This is a genomic window from Kineococcus aridisoli, assembly GCF_050871885.1.
In the GTDB taxonomy this organism is placed as follows: Bacteria; Actinomycetota; Actinomycetes; order Actinomycetales; family Kineococcaceae; genus Kineococcus.
Genome location: NZ_JBJLSF010000058.1, coordinates 1 through 15,670 on the forward strand (window position 1 = coordinate 1; position 15,670 = coordinate 15,670).

General features: G+C 77.6%; 19 protein-coding genes and 1 pseudogene. 14 read left to right on the forward strand and 6 right to left on the reverse strand.

From position 1 onward, the window contains the following. Window positions 1-344 (forward strand): annotated as a pseudogene (locus tag ACRYM2_RS15455) (gfo/Idh/MocA family oxidoreductase); the annotation flags it as partial. A 131-nt stretch (window positions 345-475) separates the two neighbouring features. Here the strand turns inward: ACRYM2_RS15455 and ACRYM2_RS15460 are convergent. Then, window positions 476-847: a VOC family protein gene (locus ACRYM2_RS15460; protein WP_432523298.1), complete on the reverse strand. Its 372-nt coding sequence runs from the start codon at window positions 845-847 to the stop codon at window positions 476-478. Between the two features lie 80 nt (window positions 848-927). On the opposite strand from ACRYM2_RS15460, the gene ACRYM2_RS15465 reads away from it, so the two are divergent. From ACRYM2_RS15465 to ACRYM2_RS15480, 4 genes are read left to right on the forward strand one after another with little or no spacing between them, the layout of a single operon-like run. After that, the gene (locus ACRYM2_RS15465) at window positions 928-1,425 is read left to right on the forward strand and encodes an RNA polymerase sigma factor (RefSeq protein WP_432523300.1); all 498 of its coding nucleotides are present in this window, start codon (window positions 928-930) and stop codon (window positions 1,423-1,425) included. Between the two features lie 29 nt (window positions 1,426-1,454). Beyond that, complete coding sequence (locus tag ACRYM2_RS15470; protein WP_432523331.1) at window positions 1,455-2,060, forward strand: methylated-DNA--[protein]-cysteine S-methyltransferase; 606 nt, start codon at window positions 1,455-1,457, stop codon at window positions 2,058-2,060. Beyond that, entirely contained in the window at window positions 2,057-2,269 is a 213-nt protein-coding gene (locus ACRYM2_RS15475) for a hypothetical protein (RefSeq protein WP_432523301.1), read from the forward strand. The genes ACRYM2_RS15470 and ACRYM2_RS15475 overlap by 4 nt, the downstream gene beginning before the upstream one ends. 33 nt (window positions 2,270-2,302) lie before the next feature. After that, the gene (locus ACRYM2_RS15480) at window positions 2,303-2,815 is read left to right on the forward strand and encodes a DUF6328 family protein (protein ID WP_432523302.1); all 513 of its coding nucleotides are present in this window, start codon (window positions 2,303-2,305) and stop codon (window positions 2,813-2,815) included. 20 nt (window positions 2,816-2,835) lie between these two features. On the opposite strand, the gene ACRYM2_RS15485 is transcribed toward ACRYM2_RS15480, so the two are convergent. Beyond that, window positions 2,836-3,999 (reverse strand): DUF418 domain-containing protein, encoded by a 1,164-nt coding sequence (locus tag ACRYM2_RS15485; protein ID WP_432523303.1) that lies wholly within the window; start codon window positions 3,997-3,999, stop codon window positions 2,836-2,838. Window positions 4,000-4,264: 265 nt separating this feature from the next. Between ACRYM2_RS15485 and ACRYM2_RS15490 the strand changes: the two genes are divergently transcribed. Continuing rightward, window positions 4,265-5,656, forward strand: coding sequence for a sugar porter family MFS transporter (locus ACRYM2_RS15490; protein WP_432523333.1), 1,392 nt, complete (start codon window positions 4,265-4,267; stop codon window positions 5,654-5,656). 54 nt (window positions 5,657-5,710) lie between these two features. Here ACRYM2_RS15490 and ACRYM2_RS15495 read toward each other — a convergent pair whose 3' ends face one another. After that, on the reverse strand, window positions 5,711-6,124 hold the full coding sequence (locus ACRYM2_RS15495; protein WP_432523304.1) for a YtxH domain-containing protein: 414 nt from the start codon (window positions 6,122-6,124) through the stop codon (window positions 5,711-5,713). 118 nt (window positions 6,125-6,242) lie between these two features. Then, window positions 6,243-7,346 (reverse strand): aminotransferase class V-fold PLP-dependent enzyme, encoded by a 1,104-nt coding sequence (locus ACRYM2_RS15500; protein ID WP_432523305.1) that lies wholly within the window; start codon window positions 7,344-7,346, stop codon window positions 6,243-6,245. 125 nt (window positions 7,347-7,471) lie between these two features. Here ACRYM2_RS15500 and ACRYM2_RS15505 point away from each other — a divergent pair, with 125 nt between their 5' ends. Then, window positions 7,472-7,660, forward strand: a complete 189-nt coding sequence (locus tag ACRYM2_RS15505) for a DUF2795 domain-containing protein (RefSeq protein ID WP_432523306.1) — start codon at window positions 7,472-7,474, stop codon at window positions 7,658-7,660. Between the two features lie 36 nt (window positions 7,661-7,696). On the opposite strand, the gene ACRYM2_RS15510 is transcribed toward ACRYM2_RS15505, so the two are convergent. Next, complete coding sequence (locus tag ACRYM2_RS15510; protein WP_432523308.1) at window positions 7,697-7,933, reverse strand: hypothetical protein; 237 nt, start codon at window positions 7,931-7,933, stop codon at window positions 7,697-7,699. Between the two features lie 126 nt (window positions 7,934-8,059). Between ACRYM2_RS15510 and ACRYM2_RS15515 the strand changes: the two genes are divergently transcribed. The 5 genes from ACRYM2_RS15515 to ACRYM2_RS15535 all read left to right on the forward strand — a co-directional run bounded on the left by ACRYM2_RS15515 (window position 8,060) and on the right by ACRYM2_RS15535 (window position 11,916). Continuing rightward, window positions 8,060-8,746: a metal-dependent transcriptional regulator gene (locus tag ACRYM2_RS15515; protein WP_432523310.1), complete on the forward strand. Its 687-nt coding sequence runs from the start codon at window positions 8,060-8,062 to the stop codon at window positions 8,744-8,746. After that, window positions 8,743-9,570 carry a PfkB family carbohydrate kinase gene (locus ACRYM2_RS15520; RefSeq protein ID WP_432523311.1) on the forward strand — a complete coding sequence of 276 codons (828 nt, stop codon included), beginning with the start codon at window positions 8,743-8,745 and terminating at the stop codon, window positions 9,568-9,570. The genes ACRYM2_RS15515 and ACRYM2_RS15520 overlap by 4 nt, the downstream gene beginning before the upstream one ends. A gap of 1 nt (window position 9,571) precedes the next feature. Further along, a complete protein-coding gene (locus tag ACRYM2_RS15525; protein WP_432523312.1) occupies window positions 9,572-10,588 on the forward strand; it encodes a Gfo/Idh/MocA family protein in 1,017 nt (338 codons plus the stop codon). A 146-nt stretch (window positions 10,589-10,734) separates the two neighbouring features. Next, on the forward strand, window positions 10,735-11,172 hold the full coding sequence (locus ACRYM2_RS15530) for a hypothetical protein (RefSeq protein WP_432523313.1): 438 nt from the start codon (window positions 10,735-10,737) through the stop codon (window positions 11,170-11,172). A 57-nt stretch (window positions 11,173-11,229) separates the two neighbouring features. Then, window positions 11,230-11,916, forward strand: a complete 687-nt coding sequence (locus ACRYM2_RS15535) for a histidine phosphatase family protein (protein ID WP_432523314.1) — start codon at window positions 11,230-11,232, stop codon at window positions 11,914-11,916. Window positions 11,917-11,943: 27 nt separating this feature from the next. Here the strand turns inward: ACRYM2_RS15535 and ACRYM2_RS15540 are convergent, their stop codons facing one another. Beyond that, window positions 11,944-13,551, reverse strand: coding sequence for a methyl-accepting chemotaxis protein (locus ACRYM2_RS15540; RefSeq protein WP_432523315.1), 1,608 nt, complete (start codon window positions 13,549-13,551; stop codon window positions 11,944-11,946). Between the two features lie 201 nt (window positions 13,552-13,752). Here ACRYM2_RS15540 and ACRYM2_RS15545 point away from each other — a divergent pair, with 201 nt between their 5' ends. Further along, complete coding sequence (locus ACRYM2_RS15545; RefSeq protein WP_432523317.1) at window positions 13,753-14,157, forward strand: hypothetical protein; 405 nt, start codon at window positions 13,753-13,755, stop codon at window positions 14,155-14,157. Window positions 14,158-14,218: 61 nt separating this feature from the next. Beyond that, window positions 14,219-15,628 (forward strand): threonine/serine exporter family protein, encoded by a 1,410-nt coding sequence (locus ACRYM2_RS15550; protein WP_432523318.1) that lies wholly within the window; start codon window positions 14,219-14,221, stop codon window positions 15,626-15,628. Window positions 15,629-15,670: the final 42 nt, after the last annotated feature.

Genomic DNA, 15,670 nt, shown 5'->3' on the forward strand with positions numbered 1-15,670 from the left:
CGCTCTCGGTGCCGGACCCGAACATGTTCGAGGGTGCGGTGGAGCTGTACTCGGCGGCCAGCGCGCCGGCGCCCGGTCCGGACGCCGACCACGAGGGCAACTGGAAGGACGTCGGCGTCACCGCCGGGTACGTGGACTCCGGGCGCGGCTACGGCCTGGCCGACCTGGCCATCGCCGTGGGGGCGGGGCGCCAGCACCGGGCCAACGACGAGGTCGCCCTGCACGTGCTGGACATCATGGAGTCGGTGCAGCGCGCCGCCGACTCGCGCACCTCGGTGGAGCTGACGACCACGTGCGAGCGTCCCGAGGCGATCGGCGAGCCCGTCGACCTCACCACCGCCTGAGCACCGCCTGAGCACCGCCCGGGCCGGCTGAGCGGCTCACCGCCCAGCCGCACGACCAGCCCCGCGGCCGGGACCCTCCGGGGTCCCGGCCGCGGGGTTCGTCGTTCCCGGGCCCGCCCGGCCGCCGCGCCTCAGGCGCCCTCCAGGCACAGGCAGAACGGGTGCCCGGCGGGGTCGGTGTAGACGCGGAACGTCGGGTGCTCCGGGGAGTCGTCGACGAGCGTGGCGCCCAGCTGCAGCGCCAGCTGCTCGGTGCCCTCGTAGGCGGCCACGTCCAGGTCCAGGTGCAGCTGCTGCGGCACCCGCCCGGACGGCCACGTCGGCGGCACGTGGTCGGGGGCCAGCTGGAAGCCCAGCGCGCCGCCCTCGCCGCGCACGCTCACCCAGTCGTCCTCGCTGCGCACCACCTCCCAGCCGAGCAGGCGCGCGTAGAAGTCCGCGAGCCCGTGCGGGTCGGCGGTGTCGAGCACGGTCATGCCCCATCGGATGCCGGTGTCAGCCACGCACCGAGCCTGGCGCGGGCGCTGCCAGGCTGTCCAGGGTGCGCACCTCACGTCCGGCCGCTCCGGGACGTCGACAGGGTGTGGGGAACGGTGCGGGACAGGACGCGGGGCTCGCCCCCTTCGAGGCGGTCGTCGCCGAGCACGGGCCGACCGTGCTGCGGGTCTGCCGCGCCGTCGTCGGCCCCGACGCGGCCGAGGACGCCTGGTCGGAGACCTTCCTCGCCGCGCTGCGGGCCTACCCGCAGCTGCCGGCCGGCAGCGACGTGCGGGCCTGGCTGGTGACGATCGCCCACCGCAAGGCCGTCGACGCCCACCGCGCCGCCCGCCGCCGGGCGCTGCCCACCGACCTGCTGCCCGAGCGCAGCTCGGGCGAGCACCCCGGCGACGGCCGCGCCGACGTCTGGGAGGCCGTCGCCGCCCTGCCCGAGCGCCAGCGCCTGTGCGTGGCGTACCACCACCTCGCCGGGCTGCCCTACGCCGACGTCGCCGACCTCGTCGGCGGCACCGCCGCCGCCGCCCGCCGCGCCGCCGCCGACGGCGTCGCGGCGCTGCGGCGCACCTGGAAGGAGCACCCGTGAGCCACCCGTCCCTCGACCCGTCCCCCGACCTGTCGCCCGATCCGTCCTCCGGTCCGACCTCCGGTCCCGTCCCCGCCGCCCTGCACGAGCGGCTGGCGCGCGCCGCGGCCGCCGAGGACCTGCTCGACGTCGCCTACCGCGTCCTGGACTCCCCGCTGGGGCCGCTGCTGGTGGCCGCCACCCCGCGGGGGCTGGTGCGCCTGGCCTTCGAGCGCCAGGACCACGACGCCGCCCTGGAGGAGCTGGCCCGGCGCGTCAGCCCCCGCGTGCTGCGGGCGCCGGCCCGGCTGGAGGTCGTCGCCCGCCAGCTGGAGGAGTACTTCGCCGGCCACCGCCGCGCCTTCGAGGTGCCGCTGGACCTCAGCCTGGCCGGCGGCTTCCGCCGCTCCGTGCTGGCCGTGCTGCAGGGGATCGGCTTCGGCGACACCGCCAGCTACGCCGGTGTCGCCGCCCGGGCCGGCAGCCCCCGCGCGGTGCGGGCCGTCGGCACCGCCTGCGCGCTCAACCCGCTGCCGCTGCTCGTGCCCTGCCACCGGGTCGTGCGCAGCGACGGCAGCCCGGGGCAGTACGCGGGCGGGGCCGGGGCCAAGCGCCGCTTGCTGCAGCTGGAAGGTGCGGGCAGGGTGGAGCCGTGAGCGAAGCGGTCCCCGAGGTGCAGCGAGAAGCGCAGGCCGAGGAGTACGTCCCCGACGAGCAGGTCGGCGCGGTGGACCCCGAGTCCGCCGCCGGGGTCGTCGAGGACGCCGCGGAGGCCGCCCGCGGCCGGGCCGCCGACGACCGCCCCGACCCCGCCGACGCCGACGAGCGGATCGAGGACCTGCCCGACGAGCCCGACGGCCGGTGAGCGCCGCGCCCTGAGCGCTGCCACGATGCGCTCGTGAGCCCGACGCCCGACCTCGACGACCCCTACGCGGGCCTGCGGCGGGAGACGCCCACCGAGCGGATGGACCGCAACTGGGTGGAGCTGCTGCAGGAGCTGCGGGTCGTGCAGACCGGTGTCCAGCTCCTCGCCGGGTTCCTGCTGACCCTGCCGTTCCAGTCCCGCTTCGAGGAGCTGGACGACTACCAGCAGGGCGTCTACACGGCCGTCATGCTGCTGGCCGTCACCGCCGTCGTGATGTTCATCGCCCCCGTGGGCTACCACCGCGCGTTGTTCCGGATGCGCTCCAAGGAGCGCCTCGTCGAGGCCGGCACGAGGTTCACCAAGGCCGGGCTGGCCACCGTCGGCCTCGTCGTCTCCGGCGGGGTGCTGCTCGTCGTGGACGTCGTCGCCGGCCGTGTCGCGGGCTGGTGCGCCGGCGGCGGGGTCGCCCTGCTCATCGCCCTGTGCTGGTACGCCCTGCCGCTGCGGGCCGTGCGCCGCGTCCGCGCCACGCGCCTGCAGGGCTGAGCGCGAGCGCCCCCCGGGCGTCACCCGCCCGCCGGCACCCGCTCGGCGACGGGCTCGCGCGGGGGCAGCAGCGCCCGCTGCACCCGCGCGCTGAGCGCCTCCAGCGGGCCGCGGCGACCGGCGCGGGCCAGCAGGTGGGCGGACGCGGTGACCGCGACGGCGACGGCGGCGTAGACGAGGGCGGTGAGCGCCGCCCGGTCGGCGGGGGCGGTCCGCGCCGCCAGCCCCAGGCCCCAGCCGTAGCACAGGGCCGAGGCGAGCAGGTTCTGCAGCACGTAGCAGCTCAGCGCCGCCCGGCCCACCTCCGCCAGCCGCCGGCCCAGCCAGCGCGGGCGCGCGCGCCGGCCCTGCACCTGCACGACCAGCCCCAGCACGCCCAGACCGACCAGGACGGCGGAGCCGTAGCGGGTGAGCAGGACGCCGAAGGCGCCGCCGAGGGTCAGCAGCACGCCCTCGGCGACGACACCGGCGACCCCCAGCAGCACCAGCCGGCGCCGCAGCGCCCGGCCGCGCTCGCGCTCCAGCAGCCCCGCGCGCACCAGGCCCGCGCCGAGCAGGAACGAGCCGGTCGACAGCAGCAGCAACCCGACCGGCTCGGCGCGGAAGACCAGGACGTTGTCCAGGCGGAAGAGCACGAGGTCCCACGCCGACCCGGTGGCGTACGGGGTCACCAGCGGGGCGCCGCCGCCGCTCGCCGCGCCCGCGGTGGACAGCAGCGCGACGAGCCCGACGAGCGCCACCGCGTGCGTCGCCAGCAGCGCCACGACCAGCCGCCGCCGCTGCGCGTCCGGGCGCAGCAGCACCGGGCCCGCCACGAGCGCCGCCACGGCGTAGCCCATGAGGACGTCGAACTCCGCGACGAGCAGGAAGTGCAGCGTCGCCTCGGCGAGCAGCACCAGCGCCCGCACCCGGGCGGCCCGGGAGAAGTCCTGCCCGCGGCGCTGCGCCGAGCGCCGCTGCAGCTCCAGGCCGACGCCGAAGAGCAGGCTCAGCAGCGCCAGCGACTTGCCCAGCGGCAGCGCCTGCGCGAGCGCGCTGCCGATCCCGCCGGGCTGCGGGTCCAGCAGCAGGCCCAGCAGGCCGTCGGGGTGGGTGAACACCCACACGTTCGTCGCGAACGTCCCGAGGATCGCCAGCCCGCGGGCGACGTCCAGGCCGGCGGAGCGGTGCCCGGTCGTGGTCATGCCGCGACCCTCCCGCCGCTGCGGCGCCGCCGCGTCCACCCTCCGACGTCGGGGGTGCTGCTCCGGACGGAGTACGCGCGCACCGCGCCCCGACGCGCGGTGCGTGGCCGGGGGTGCTTCGCTGAGGCGCCCGGCGACGCCGGTGCAGCCGCCCACACCGACGCAGGAGGACCCGATGGCCGCGTCCCGCGAGCACGACAGCGCACCGCCCGGCGGGGGAGGTGGCGCCGACGCCGGACGCGGCGGTGGCGGGCTGACCGGCTCCGTGGTCGTCGTCGCGCTGGTCTCGGCCATCTCCGGGCTGCTGTACGGCTACGACACCGGGATCATCTCCGGTGCGCTGCTGCAGATCAGCGACGAGTTCACCATCGGCAACGGCTGGGAGCAGGTCATCGCGGCCTCGATCCTGGCCGGTGCCGTCATCGGGGCCCTGACGTGCAGCCGCCTCGGCGAGCGGCGCGGCCGGCGCGGCACCCTGCTGGTGGTCGCGGGGGTCTTCGTGGTGGGCACGATCGGCGCCTCGCTGGCGCCGAACCCCGAGCTGCTCTCGCTGGCGCGCCTGGTCCTCGGCTTCGCCGTCGGCGGCGCCACCCAGACCGCGCCGGTGTACGTAGCCGAGCTAGCGCCCTCGAAGTACCGCGGCCGGCTCGTGCTGTTCTTCCAGATCGCCATCGGCGTCGGCATCCTCACCGCCACCATCGTCGGCGCCAGCGAGCGCGTCGACTGGCGCGTGGCCATCGGGGCCGCCGCGGTGCCGGCGGCGATCATGCTCCTGCTCATGCTGCGCCTGCCCGAGAGCCCGCGCTGGCTGGTCAAGGCCGGCCGGGGCGAGGACGCGCGCCGGTCCCTGGAGCGGGTGCGCCCGGACGGCACCGACGTCTCCGGCGAGCTGGACGAGATCGACGAGCTGGTCCGCGCCGAGGGCGAGGCCAGCACCCGCGGCTGGCGCGGCCTGCGGGAGGCGTGGGTGCGCCCGGCGCTGGTCGTCGGCTGCGGGCTGGCGGTCTTCACCCAGCTGTCGGGCATCGAGATGATCGTCTACTACTCGCCGACGATCCTCACCGACAACGGCTTCGCCGACAGCACGGCGCTGCGCGTCTCCGTCGCCCTCGGCGCCACCTACCTCGTCACCCAGCTCATCGGGCTGGCGATCATCGACCGCGTCGGCCGCCGGCGGCTGACCCTGCTGACCCTGCCGGGGGCCGCGCTGTCGCTGATCGTGCTGGGCACCTTCTTCGTCACCGGCAACGCCGGCCGCGAGCAGGTGCCGTACATCATCGCCACGCTCGTGGCGTTCATGGCCTTCACCGCCGGCGGCATCCAGCTGATGGGCTGGCTCACCGGCTCGGAGATCTACCCGCTGGCCACCCGCTCGGCAGGTGCCGCGGCGCAGTCGGCCTCGCTGTGGGGGACCAACCTGCTCATCACCCTGACGCTGCTGAGCATCATCGACACGATCGGCACGGGGCAGACCTTCTGGCTGTACGCGGGCTTCAACGTCGCCGCCTTCGTCTTCCTGTTCCGCAAGATGCCCGAGCTGACCGGCCGCAGCCTGGAGCAGATCGAGGGGCGGCTGCACGCCGGGCGCTTCAGCCCCGCCGACTTCCGGGAGCCCAGCGCCGCGCCCGTGGGCGCCGGCGGCGGGTCCCGGTCCTGAACGCGCGACCGCCCGCCCCGCACGAGGCGGGACGGGCGGTCGCGGGTGCGGTGCTCAGTCGGTGGGCATCCGGGTGTGCTGCTGCTCGCCCAGCGGCTCGCCCACGCCGGACGGCGAGGACGGGTCGTAGGTGAGGCCGGAGCCGGTGCCCAGGCCGGTGGTCGCGGTGCCCGCGCCGGTGCCCGCCTCGCTGCCCGAGCTGCCGCCCGAGCCGCCGCCCACCTTGTCCTTCACCGAGCTCGCCACGGAGCTGGCGGCGGCGCCGACCTTCTCCTGGGCGGCCGAGCCGGCCTGCTTGGCCAGGCCGGTGGCGCGGTCCTCGAGGTCGACGACGGTCGACTGCACCTTGGGGTTGCCCCACAGGCGGCCGGCCGCACCGGCGATCTGGTCGTAGCGCTCACGGCCGGCGCGCGCGCCGAGCACGTAGCCGGCGGCGCCGGCGGCCAGGAACAGGGCCTTTCCGAGCATGGTCTCCTCCTCAGGTCGGGAGCTTCGCGATCTGGCGCCCAACTCTGCCCGTCCCGGCCCTCCCGCGCTCGCCGGGACTCCCGCCGGGACTCCCGCCGGGACGCAGGGGGCGGGCGCCTCAGGATCGGCGCAGCAGGGCGGCGGCCAGCGCGTCGAGGTCCTCGTCGGCGGTGTCGAGGTGGCCGCTGACGCGCAACGAGGGCGCCCGCATCTCACCGGGGGAGCGCTCGGTGCCGCAGCAGGTGGTGACGATCCCCTCCTCGGCCAGCAGCGCAGCTCGCAGCGCGGCGAGGTCCAGCTGCTCGCGCGGGCGCAGCGTGACGACGGCGCTGGGCTCGTCGAGGTCCTCGACGACCTCCCAGCGGCCCTCGAGGGCCGCGGCCAGCAGGTGGCGGGTGCGCGCACCGACGGCGGCCAGCCCGCCGGTGACGGCGGCCGGGCCGAGCTGGACGTGCTCGGCCAGGGCGGTGGCGAGGCCGACGCGGCCGGCGACGTGGGCCTCGGCCTGCTCCAGCCCCGTCAGCCGCTGCGCCAGCGGTCCGCGCACGGCGACGAACCCGACACCGCGCGGGCCGGCCAGCCACTTGCGCGAGGTGCCGTAGACGACGTCCGCGGTGGACGCGCCGGTGGTGTCCAGGTGCCCGAAGGCCTGCGCGGCGTCGACGACGACCGGGACGCCCGCGGCCGCGCAGACCGCGCTCAGCTCGCCGACCGGCTGCACGGTGCCGACGTGGCTGCCCAGCCAGGTCAGGTGCACCAGGTCCGGGCGCCGGTGCGCCAGCAGCCGCTCCAGCGCCGCCGGGTCCAGGCGGTGCCCGGCGTCCAGGACGGTGCGCTCGGCCCCCGCCTCCTCCAGCACGCGCACGTTCGGCCCGTACTCCCCGCGCGCGTGCAGCACCTGCGCCGGCGGGCCCCCGGGCCAGCGCGCCAGCACCCGGCGCAGCGCGTCCTCGGCGCTGTGCACGAACGCGACGGTCCCCTCCCCGGCGCCCCAGCCCAGCAGCGCCCGCACGTGCGCGCGGGCCGCCTCCAGCGCGTCGGCGGCCTCCACCGAGGCCACGTAGCCGCCGCGCTCGGCCTCCCGGCGGGCGTGGGCGGCGGTGGCGTCCAGCACGGCCCAGCTGCTGCGGCCGGCGGCGGCGGAGTCGAGGTGGACCAGGGTGCGGGCGGGCCGGCCGGTCCGCCACAGCTGCGCGAGGTCGGAGGTGGGGTCGCAGGTCACGCGGGGATCCTCGCAGCGCGCGGGCGCGGCGCGAAGGAGCCGGGAGCGCGAGCCGGGGGTGTGAGCCCCGCGCGAGCGGGTACACGAGGCAGGGCGAGACCGTCACCCACCCAGGAGGAGCACTGATGGCCAGCGTGAGCCCCATCGACGTCCAGAAGGCGCTGCACGGAGTCGGCTACCCGTCGGGCAAGGACGCCCTCGTCGAGGCGGCGCGGGGCAACGGCGCCTCCGGCGAGGTGCTGGACGCCCTCGGAGCCGTCGCCGACAAGGAGTACGGCAGCCCGACCGAGGTGTCCGCGGAGATCTTCGACTGACCCGATCGCCGCGGCCGGGAGCCGGGGCCGCGCCCGTCAGGCGGCGGTGCGGGGCGCCGGCTCCTCGGCGGCGACCGGGACGGCGGGTGCCCCGGCCTGCCCGGGCCGGCGGCGGTGCTGCAGCCGGTGCCGGGCGGCGGCGGCCCACGCCAGCGACAGCACGGCGGCGGCGACGGCCTGCGGCCAGTGCGCCGAGGCCGCGGACACCACGGCCACGACGACGAGGGCCGCGCACAGCAGCAGGTCCCCGGCAGCCACCCAGCGACGAGGCATCGCTTCCTCCGCAGTCCGTCCGACGGTGTGCAGGTCGAGCGTAAACCGGAGTTCGGCGGACCGAAACCCGAAGCGCCCGAACGCCGCCCCACCCGTCCGGGCGCGCAGCGGTGGCAAGCTGACCCCGTGCCCCGCCCCACGACGACCCCCGCGGCCGAGGACTGCCTGAAGACCGTCTACGCGGCGGGGGAGTGGTCCGACGAGAAGATCACCCTGTCGATGCTCGCCCAGCGCTTGGGGGTGTCCGCCTCCACCGCCTCGGAGGCCGTGCGCAAGCTCACCGACGCGGGCCTGCTGCAGCACGAGCGCTACGGCGGCGTGGAGCTGACCGAGGCCGGCCGCGTGCGGGCCCTGGCCGTGGTGCGCCGCCACCGGCTGCTGGAGACCTTCCTCGTCGCCGACCTGGGCTACTCCTGGGACGAGGTGCACGAGGAGGCGGAGGTCCTCGAGCACGTCGTCTCCGACCGCATGCTGGACCGCCTGGACGCGCGGCTGGGCCACCCCGAGCGCGACCCCCACGGCGACCCCATCCCGCGCCCCGACGGCACCGTCCCGCAGCCGGGGGCGCACGGCCTGGCCGACGTGCCCGAGGGCGGGGTCGGCGTCGTCGCCCGCATCTCCGACGCCGACCCCGACGTCCTGCGCTACTTCGCCGACCTCGGCATCGGCCTGGACCTGAAGGTGGAGGTCCTGCACCGCAGGAGCTTCGCCGGCACGACGGTCGTGCGGCTGGGCGGCGGCCGGGAGGTGGACCTGGGCGACCCGGCGGTCGCCGCCATCTGGGTCCTGCCCGGCGTGGGGGAGGCGCGGTGAGCGCGCAGGGCGCGGGCGCCACCCGCGACGAGCACGGCCGGCTGCGGGCGGTCAAGACGCACGACGTCACGGTCGTCGGCCGCGTCGGCCAGGCCGTCGCCGCCGCCCGCCTCGGGCGCTCGGTGGCCGTGGTCGCCGCGGTCGGCGACGACGAGGAGGGCCGCGGGCTGCGCGCCGCGCTGGCCGCCGAGGGCGTGGACGTCACGCACGCGGGCGCCCCGGACGCGCCTCCCGGGGCCGCCGACCGCCTCGACGGTGAGCGGGTGCGCGCCGCCGCGGCCGCGGTGAGCGGTGCCCGGGTGGTGCTGCTGCGGTGCGAGGTCCCCGACGAGGCGCTGCTGGCCGCCGCCGAGCTGTGCACGGGGCTGCTCGTGCTCGCCCCGGCACCGGCGCGCCCGCTGCCCGAGCGGCTGCTGGCGCGCACCGACCTGCTGGTGCCCGACGCCGCGGAGCTGGCCGTCCTGGCCGGCGCGCCGGTCGCCGCCGACGTCGAGGGCCTCGTGGCCCAGGCGCGCGCGGTGCGCCCGCGGGGGACGACGATCGTCACCCGCGGCGAGCGCGGGTCCGTCGTCGTCACCCCCGGCGGGGTCGCCGAGGTGCCCGCGCCGGCCGACGCCACCGCCGCCACCACCGCCGGCGACGGCTTCGCGGTCGCGCTGGCCGACGCGCTGCTCGACGGCGCGGGCCTGGTGGACGCGGCGCGCCGGGCGGCGCGGGTCGCGGCCGTCGCCGGCGGGCGGGCGGGGGCCCCGGGCCCGCCGCCGCGCGCGGACGGGGGCGGCGGTCGCGGGGACGGGGTCGGCGAGCGGGTGGAGGTGCTCTGAGGTGGACGGCACGGAGATCGGGTGGGGCTTCGTCGGGACGGGCGGCATCGCGCAGACCGTGGCGAGCGCGCTGGAGCTGGCGCCCGGTGGGCGGCTGGCCGCCGTGTGCTCGCGCGAGCTGGGGCGCGCCGAGCGGTTCGCCGCCGACCGCGACGGGCACGACGTGGCCGCCTACGACGACGTCGAGGCGATGCTCGCCGACCCCTCGGTCGACGTCGTCTACGTGGCCACGACCCACCCGCAGCACCACGCGCCGGCGCGCGCGGCGCTGCGGGTGGGCAAGCCGGTCCTCGTGGAGAAGCCGATGACGGCGAGCCTGGCCGCCACCCGGGACCTCGTCGAGCTGGCCCGGCAGCGGGGGGTGCTGCTCGTGGAGGCCTACTGGACGCGCTTCCTGCCGGGCACGACGGCGCTGCTGGAGGTCGTGGGCTCGGGGGCCGTCGGCGAGGTGCTGGGCGTGCACGCCGACTTCGGCTTCCCCGCGCCGGAGTCGCTGCGCCGCTTCCACGACCCGCAGCTGGGCGGCGGGTCGCTGCTGGACCTCGGGCCGTACCCGGTGGGCCTGGCGCTGACGCTGCTGGGCACCCCCTCCGGCGTGGAGGTGACGGGTTCGCTGACGCCCTCGGGCGTGGACCGGCAGGTGGCGCTCGCGCTGGCGTGGCCGTCGGGGGCCGTCGCCGCGCTGTCGACGACGATGGCGGCCCGCACGGCCTCGCGGGCCTGGATCGAGGGCGACCGGGGCTGGATCGAGGTCGACGCCCCCTTCCACGAGGTGCCCCGCTTCACCGTGCGCACCCGGGGCGCGGACGGCGCGGAGCACGTGGAGGTGCACGAGCACGCCGTCGCGCACGGGCACCGCTTCGTGCTCGAGCACGTGCACGCCCTCGTGGCGGCCGGGGAGGTGGAGAGCCCGCTCGTGCCGCTGGGGTTCTCCCTCGACCTCGCGGCGGTCTTCGAGCAGGCGCTGACCCGCCTCGGCGCCGAGCGCGCCCTCGAGCTCGGCGACGCGCTGCCCTGACCGCGCTGCCCAGACCGCGCTGCCCGACTGCGCTGCCCCGGGTGCCCGCTGCTCCGTCCGGGTGACGGGGGCTCAGGTTCCGGCGTTCCGTGCCTAACACTGGGAGTCACACAGCAAGCACTTCACGTGACGAACAGGAGACGACGATGCGACTGGGAACGGTGACCGCACCCCCGGCGGTCCGCAGCGCGTCCCGCCTCGACGCCACGCCGTCGGTGACACCGGTGCGGCGCATCACCCCGGACTGGATCGACGAGGACCCCCTCGACGAGCTCACCCAGTCCGACCGCGCGCTGCTGCTGCACCTGTACGGCGCCACCGGCGCGCAGGACGGCGACGGCAGCGGCGACCGCGGCCGCACCCGCGTCGGCGAGGCCCCGGTGAGCGACCTGGCCCGCGAGATCAACCGCGAGCGCCGCGCCGGCACCGTCTCCGGGGGCCGCGACCTGACCGCCGAGGACCTGCGCCGCATCCTGGGCCGGCTCACCGTCACCGCGCGCGAGCCCGTCCCCGTCGAGCTGCAGGTGCGCCTGATGACGATGCTCAGCGGCACCTCCGGCGGCCACCTCGACGTGGTGCTCTGAGCGGTGCTCTGAGCGGTGCTCCGGGCGGTGCCCGCACCGCTCTGGGAGGCTGGGGCGGTGCGCCTCCTCCTCGTCCGCCACGGCCAGACCCCCTCCAACGTCGACCACCTGCTGGACACCGCCGTCCCCGGCGCGGACCTCAGCCCGCTGGGCCGCGAGCAGGCCGCAGCCCTCGTCGACCTGCTCGGCGACGAGGGCGTCGGCGCGATCAGCGCCTCCACGCTCGTGCGCACCCAGCAGACCGCCGCCCCCCTGGCCACCGCCCTCGGCCTGCCGGTCGCCGTCGACGACGGGCTGCGCGAGATCGAGGCCGGCGAGCTGGAGATGCGCGGCGACGAGGCCTCGGTGCACCGCTACCTGGAGGTCGTGGCCGCCTGGCTGCACGGCGACCTCGACGTCGCCCAGCCCGGCGGCGAGGACGGCCGCGCCTTCTTCGCGCGCTTCGACGCCGCCCTGGCGCAGGCCGTCGAGCGCGCCCGCGCCGCCGGCACCGGCACCCTCGCCGTCGTCAGCCACGGCGCCGCCATCCGCACCTGGGCCGGGGTGCGGGTGCGCAACCTGTCGGCGGGCTTCGTCATCGCCACCGGGCTGCTCAACACCGGCGTCGTCGCCCTGACCGGCTCGCCGGAGGACGGCTGGACGTGCGAGACGTGGATGGGCGCCGCCGTCGACGCCGAGCAGGCGCAGGCCGCCGGTGCCGGGCCGGCCGGCGAGCCCGCGCAGGAGCCCGGCTCGGTCTTCTGAGGCGCCCGGCGGCCCGGGGGCCGCTGCTCAGACGCGGAAGCGGCCGACGCTGGCCTGCAGCTCGCTCGACAGCTGCGCCAGGTCCCCGGACGCCTGGCGGGTCTCGTCGGCGGCGCGGGTGGTGGCGGCCGCGCTGTCGGCGATGGTGGAGATGTTGCGGGCGATGTCCTCGGAGGAGTTCGCGGCCTCGCTGACGTTGCCGTTCATCTCCGCGGTCGTCGCGGTCTGCTCCTCCACGGCCGAGGCGATCGTCGTCTGGTAGTCGCTGATGCGCGCGATCACCTCGCGGATCTCACCGATCGCCGCGACCGCGCGGGAGGTGTCGGCCTGGATCGCGTCGACGCGGTGGGTGATGTCCTCGGTGGCGCGGGCGGTCTGGCCCGCGAGCTCCTTGACCTCGCCGGCGACGACGGCGAAGCCCTTGCCCATCTCGCCGGCGCGGGCGGCCTCGATGGTGGCGTTGAGGGCCAGCAGGTTGGTCTGCTCGGCGATGGCGGTGATGGCGCGCACGACGTCGCCGATCTCGCGGGAGGACTCCCCGAGCTTGCTGACCGTCGCGTCGGCGGTCGAGGCCATCGCGACGGCCTGCTCCGCGACGCGGGCGGCGTCGGCGGCGCTCACGCTGATCTCGCGGATGCTCGCGCCCATCTGCTCGCTGCCGGCGGCCAGGGTGGCGACGGTGCGCGAGACCTCCTCGGCCGCACCGTGCACCAGCCCGGCCTGCGCGGCCGCCGCGTCGGCGCCGCCGGCCAGCTCGGCGCTGGTCGCCGACAGCTGGCCGCTGGCCGACGACAGGGTCGTCGAGGTGAGCGTGATCGAGCCGACCATCGAGCGCAGGCTCGAGGTGGCCCGCTCCAGGCCCTGCGCCATCCGGCCGATCTCGTCGCGCGAGGAGATCCCGGTCTCGCGGGTCAGGTCGCCCTCGGCGACCGCGTCGAGGACGGCGCTGACCCGGCCCAGCGGGCGCACGATGCCGCGCACGACGACGACGGCGATGCTCAGCGCCAGCAGCAGCCCGAGGCCGCAGACCAGCAGCACGAGGGTCATCGCCGCGGCCGCCGAGTCCGCCGCCGCGTCGGTGCGCGCCTTCGCGCGCTCCTCCTCGGCGGCGCCGGCGGCCTCGATGGCGTCCGCGCCGGCGCTCACCACGGGCAGGACCTGCTCGCGGTAGACGACGGCGGCGCCGGCGACGTCGCCGCCGTCGGCGGTCGGGACGAGGACGTCGTGGAAGAGCCGGTCGATCTCCTCCTTGGCCTCGCGCACCGCCTCCACCTGGGCGGGGTCGGCGGCGCGCTCGGCGTAGGCGTCCAGCCCCGCCTGCAGGTCGGCGGACTTCTCCTCGAACTGCTCCAGCAGCTCCGCGCGCACCTCCGGCGAGGCCGCGGGGTACTCCACGACGCGGGCGCGGGCGGCCTGGAAGCCGCGCTGGGCGGAGGACAGGTCGACCAGCGGCTGCACGCTCTGCGAGTAGGAGGCGGCGGTGGCGTCGCGCAGCTCGGACAGGCGCGCGGTGGCCAGGCCGCCGACCGTGACCGCGACCAGCGCGCTGACGGCGACGCCCGCCCCGATGCGCACCGCGACCGGGCGGTCGGCGATCCAGGACCGGCTGCGGGTGTCGGACGGGACTGCGGCCATGGGGGCTCCTCGGGAGGTGGGGGCGTGCGAGCGCCTCCTCTGGTGATCGGCGCGCCCCGCGCCGACTTGAGGGGTGCGGTGGCGGCCGGTGCGCGCGGGCTGCGCAGGACCTGCACGGCAGCTGCACGCGCGGGACGCAACCGATCGCCGCCCCGCCGCGTCGTACCCGGTGACCGGCACGACAGCACCCAGGAGGTCCCCGTGGTCCGCCCGCTCAGCGCCGTCCGGCGCGCCCTCGTCGCCGCGCCCCTGGCGGGGCTGGCCCTCGCCGCCCTCGCCGCCGCGCCGGCGGGCGCCGACCCGGCACCCGCCGTCCCCGCCGACGTGGTCGCGCAGGTCGCCGCCGCCGTCACCGCCAGCCCCGCCACCGCCGGGGTGCCCGCCACCGACTACGCGGTCACCGACGTGCGCACCGCCGCCGGCGACCCCGGCTGGGCGGCCGCGGCGCTGACGCCCACCGCCACCGGCGCCGCGACGCTCGACCCGGCCACCGCCGTGCTCCAGCACGTCGACGGCGGCTGGCAGGTCGTCGAGCTCGGCACCGCCCAGGTCGGCTGCGACCTGGTGCCGGCGCAGCTGCGGGCGGACCTCGCGCTGACCTGCTGACCGGCCCGACCCCGCCCCGCCGCCGCACCGGCGGCGGGCAGCGGTCCGCTAGCGTCGCGGGGTGCCCCTCCTGCGGACCCCGGCCCGGCTGGGCGCCCGGCTGCGCACCCGGCTCGCGGAGGTCCTCACCCCCGCACCACCGGCGCCCGCCGAACCCGTCGTCGAGGGCGGGCTGACGCAGGGCGAGGCGCTCGACGTCCTCGACGCCCTGGTGCGGATGGCCGAGGCGCTGCTCAGCTGCGGCGCCTCGGCGGCCGACGTCACCGCCCTGACCCTGCGCGCCGCGAGCGGGGCGGGGCTGCACCGCACGCAGGTCGACATCACCTACACCGCGGTCACCGTCTCCACCGCCGGCGCGGACGGCCAGCCGCTCACCACGGTCCGCGTCGTCCGCGTGCGCGGCACCGACTACTCGCGGCTGTCCGCGCTCTACGAGCTGGCCCACGACGCCGGCGACGGCCTGCCCGCGGCGGAGGTCAGCGCCCGCCTGCGGCGGCTGCTGTCCCAGCGGCGGCCGTACACCCGCCGGGTCTCCGCGCTCGGCGCCGTCGGGCTGGCCGTCTCGGTGGCCGTGCTCCTGGGCGGCGGCTGGGCCGTCGCCGCCGGCGCGGCCGTGGTCACCGCCGTCCTGCAGCTGCTGCTGGCGGCGGCCAACCGCCGCGGGCTGCCCGCCTTCTTCCAGCAGGTGGCCGGCGCCGGCGTGGCGACCTGCTTCGCGCTGGCGCTGCTGCTGTGGCAGCCGCACCTGCCCGACTGGGTCGGGCCGCTGCCGCCCTCGCTCGTCGTCGGCTCCGGCATCGTCGTGCTGCTGGCGGGGCTGTCGCTGGTGGAGTCCGCCGAGGACGCCATCTCCGGCTTCTACGTCACCGCCAGCGCCCGCGCCTTCGAGACGCTGCTGCTGACCACCGGCCTCGTGCTCGGCATCGCCGGCGTCCTGGACCTCGGCCAGCGCGCCGGGATCACCCTCAGCCTGGCCTTCGCGGCCACCGAGCCGCCGCCGCTGGTGGTGCAGGTGCTCGCCGGGACCGCCGCCGCCACGGCCTGGGCCGTCTCCGGCTACGCCGCCGGCCGCGCCGTCGCCCTCGCGGGCCTGGCCGGGGCCACCGCCTCCGCGACGTCCGCGCTGGCCGTCGCCGCCGGCGCCGGGCCGGTCGCCGCGGCCGGCCTGGCGGCCCTGCTCGTCGGCTTCCTGGCCGAGGGCACCGCCTGGCGCTGGGGCGTGCCCGGCCTCGTCGTGGCCGTCTGCGGCATTGTGCCGCTGCTGCCCGGGCTGGCGATCTACCGCGCCATCTTCGCCGTCGTGGGCGGCGGCACCTCCGCGGGCCTGGCCCTGCTCGTCAGCGCGCTCGGCACCGCCCTGGCGCTGGCGGCGGGGGTCACGCTGGGGGAGTTCTGCTCCCAGCCGCTGCGGCGCGAGTTCGACCGCGTCGAGCGCCTCGTGCGCCGGCGCGCCCTCAACCGCCGCTTCTGAGCACGCCCGCCGGGTCCACCGCCGCAGGAGCTGTCGCCGCCA

What these genes read in the sequence shown, in the direction of transcription:
- ACRYM2_RS15540 (WP_432523315.1), bottom strand. Translation starts at nt 13,551, where the DNA reads ATGGCCGCAGTCCCGTCCGACACCCGCAGCCGGTCCTGGATCGCCGAC.
- ACRYM2_RS15510 (WP_432523308.1), bottom strand. Translation starts at nt 7,933, where the DNA reads ATGCCTCGTCGCTGGGTGGCTGCCGGGGACCTGCTGCTGTGCGCGGCC.
- ACRYM2_RS15505 (WP_432523306.1), top strand. Translation starts at nt 7,472, where the DNA reads ATGGCCAGCGTGAGCCCCATCGACGTCCAGAAGGCGCTGCACGGAGTC.
- ACRYM2_RS15495 (WP_432523304.1), bottom strand. Translation starts at nt 6,124, where the DNA reads ATGCTCGGAAAGGCCCTGTTCCTGGCCGCCGGCGCCGCCGGCTACGTG.
- ACRYM2_RS15530 (WP_432523313.1), top strand. Translation starts at nt 10,735, where the DNA reads ATGCGACTGGGAACGGTGACCGCACCCCCGGCGGTCCGCAGCGCGTCC.
- ACRYM2_RS15485 (WP_432523303.1), bottom strand. Translation starts at nt 3,999, where the DNA reads ATGACCACGACCGGGCACCGCTCCGCCGGCCTGGACGTCGCCCGCGGG.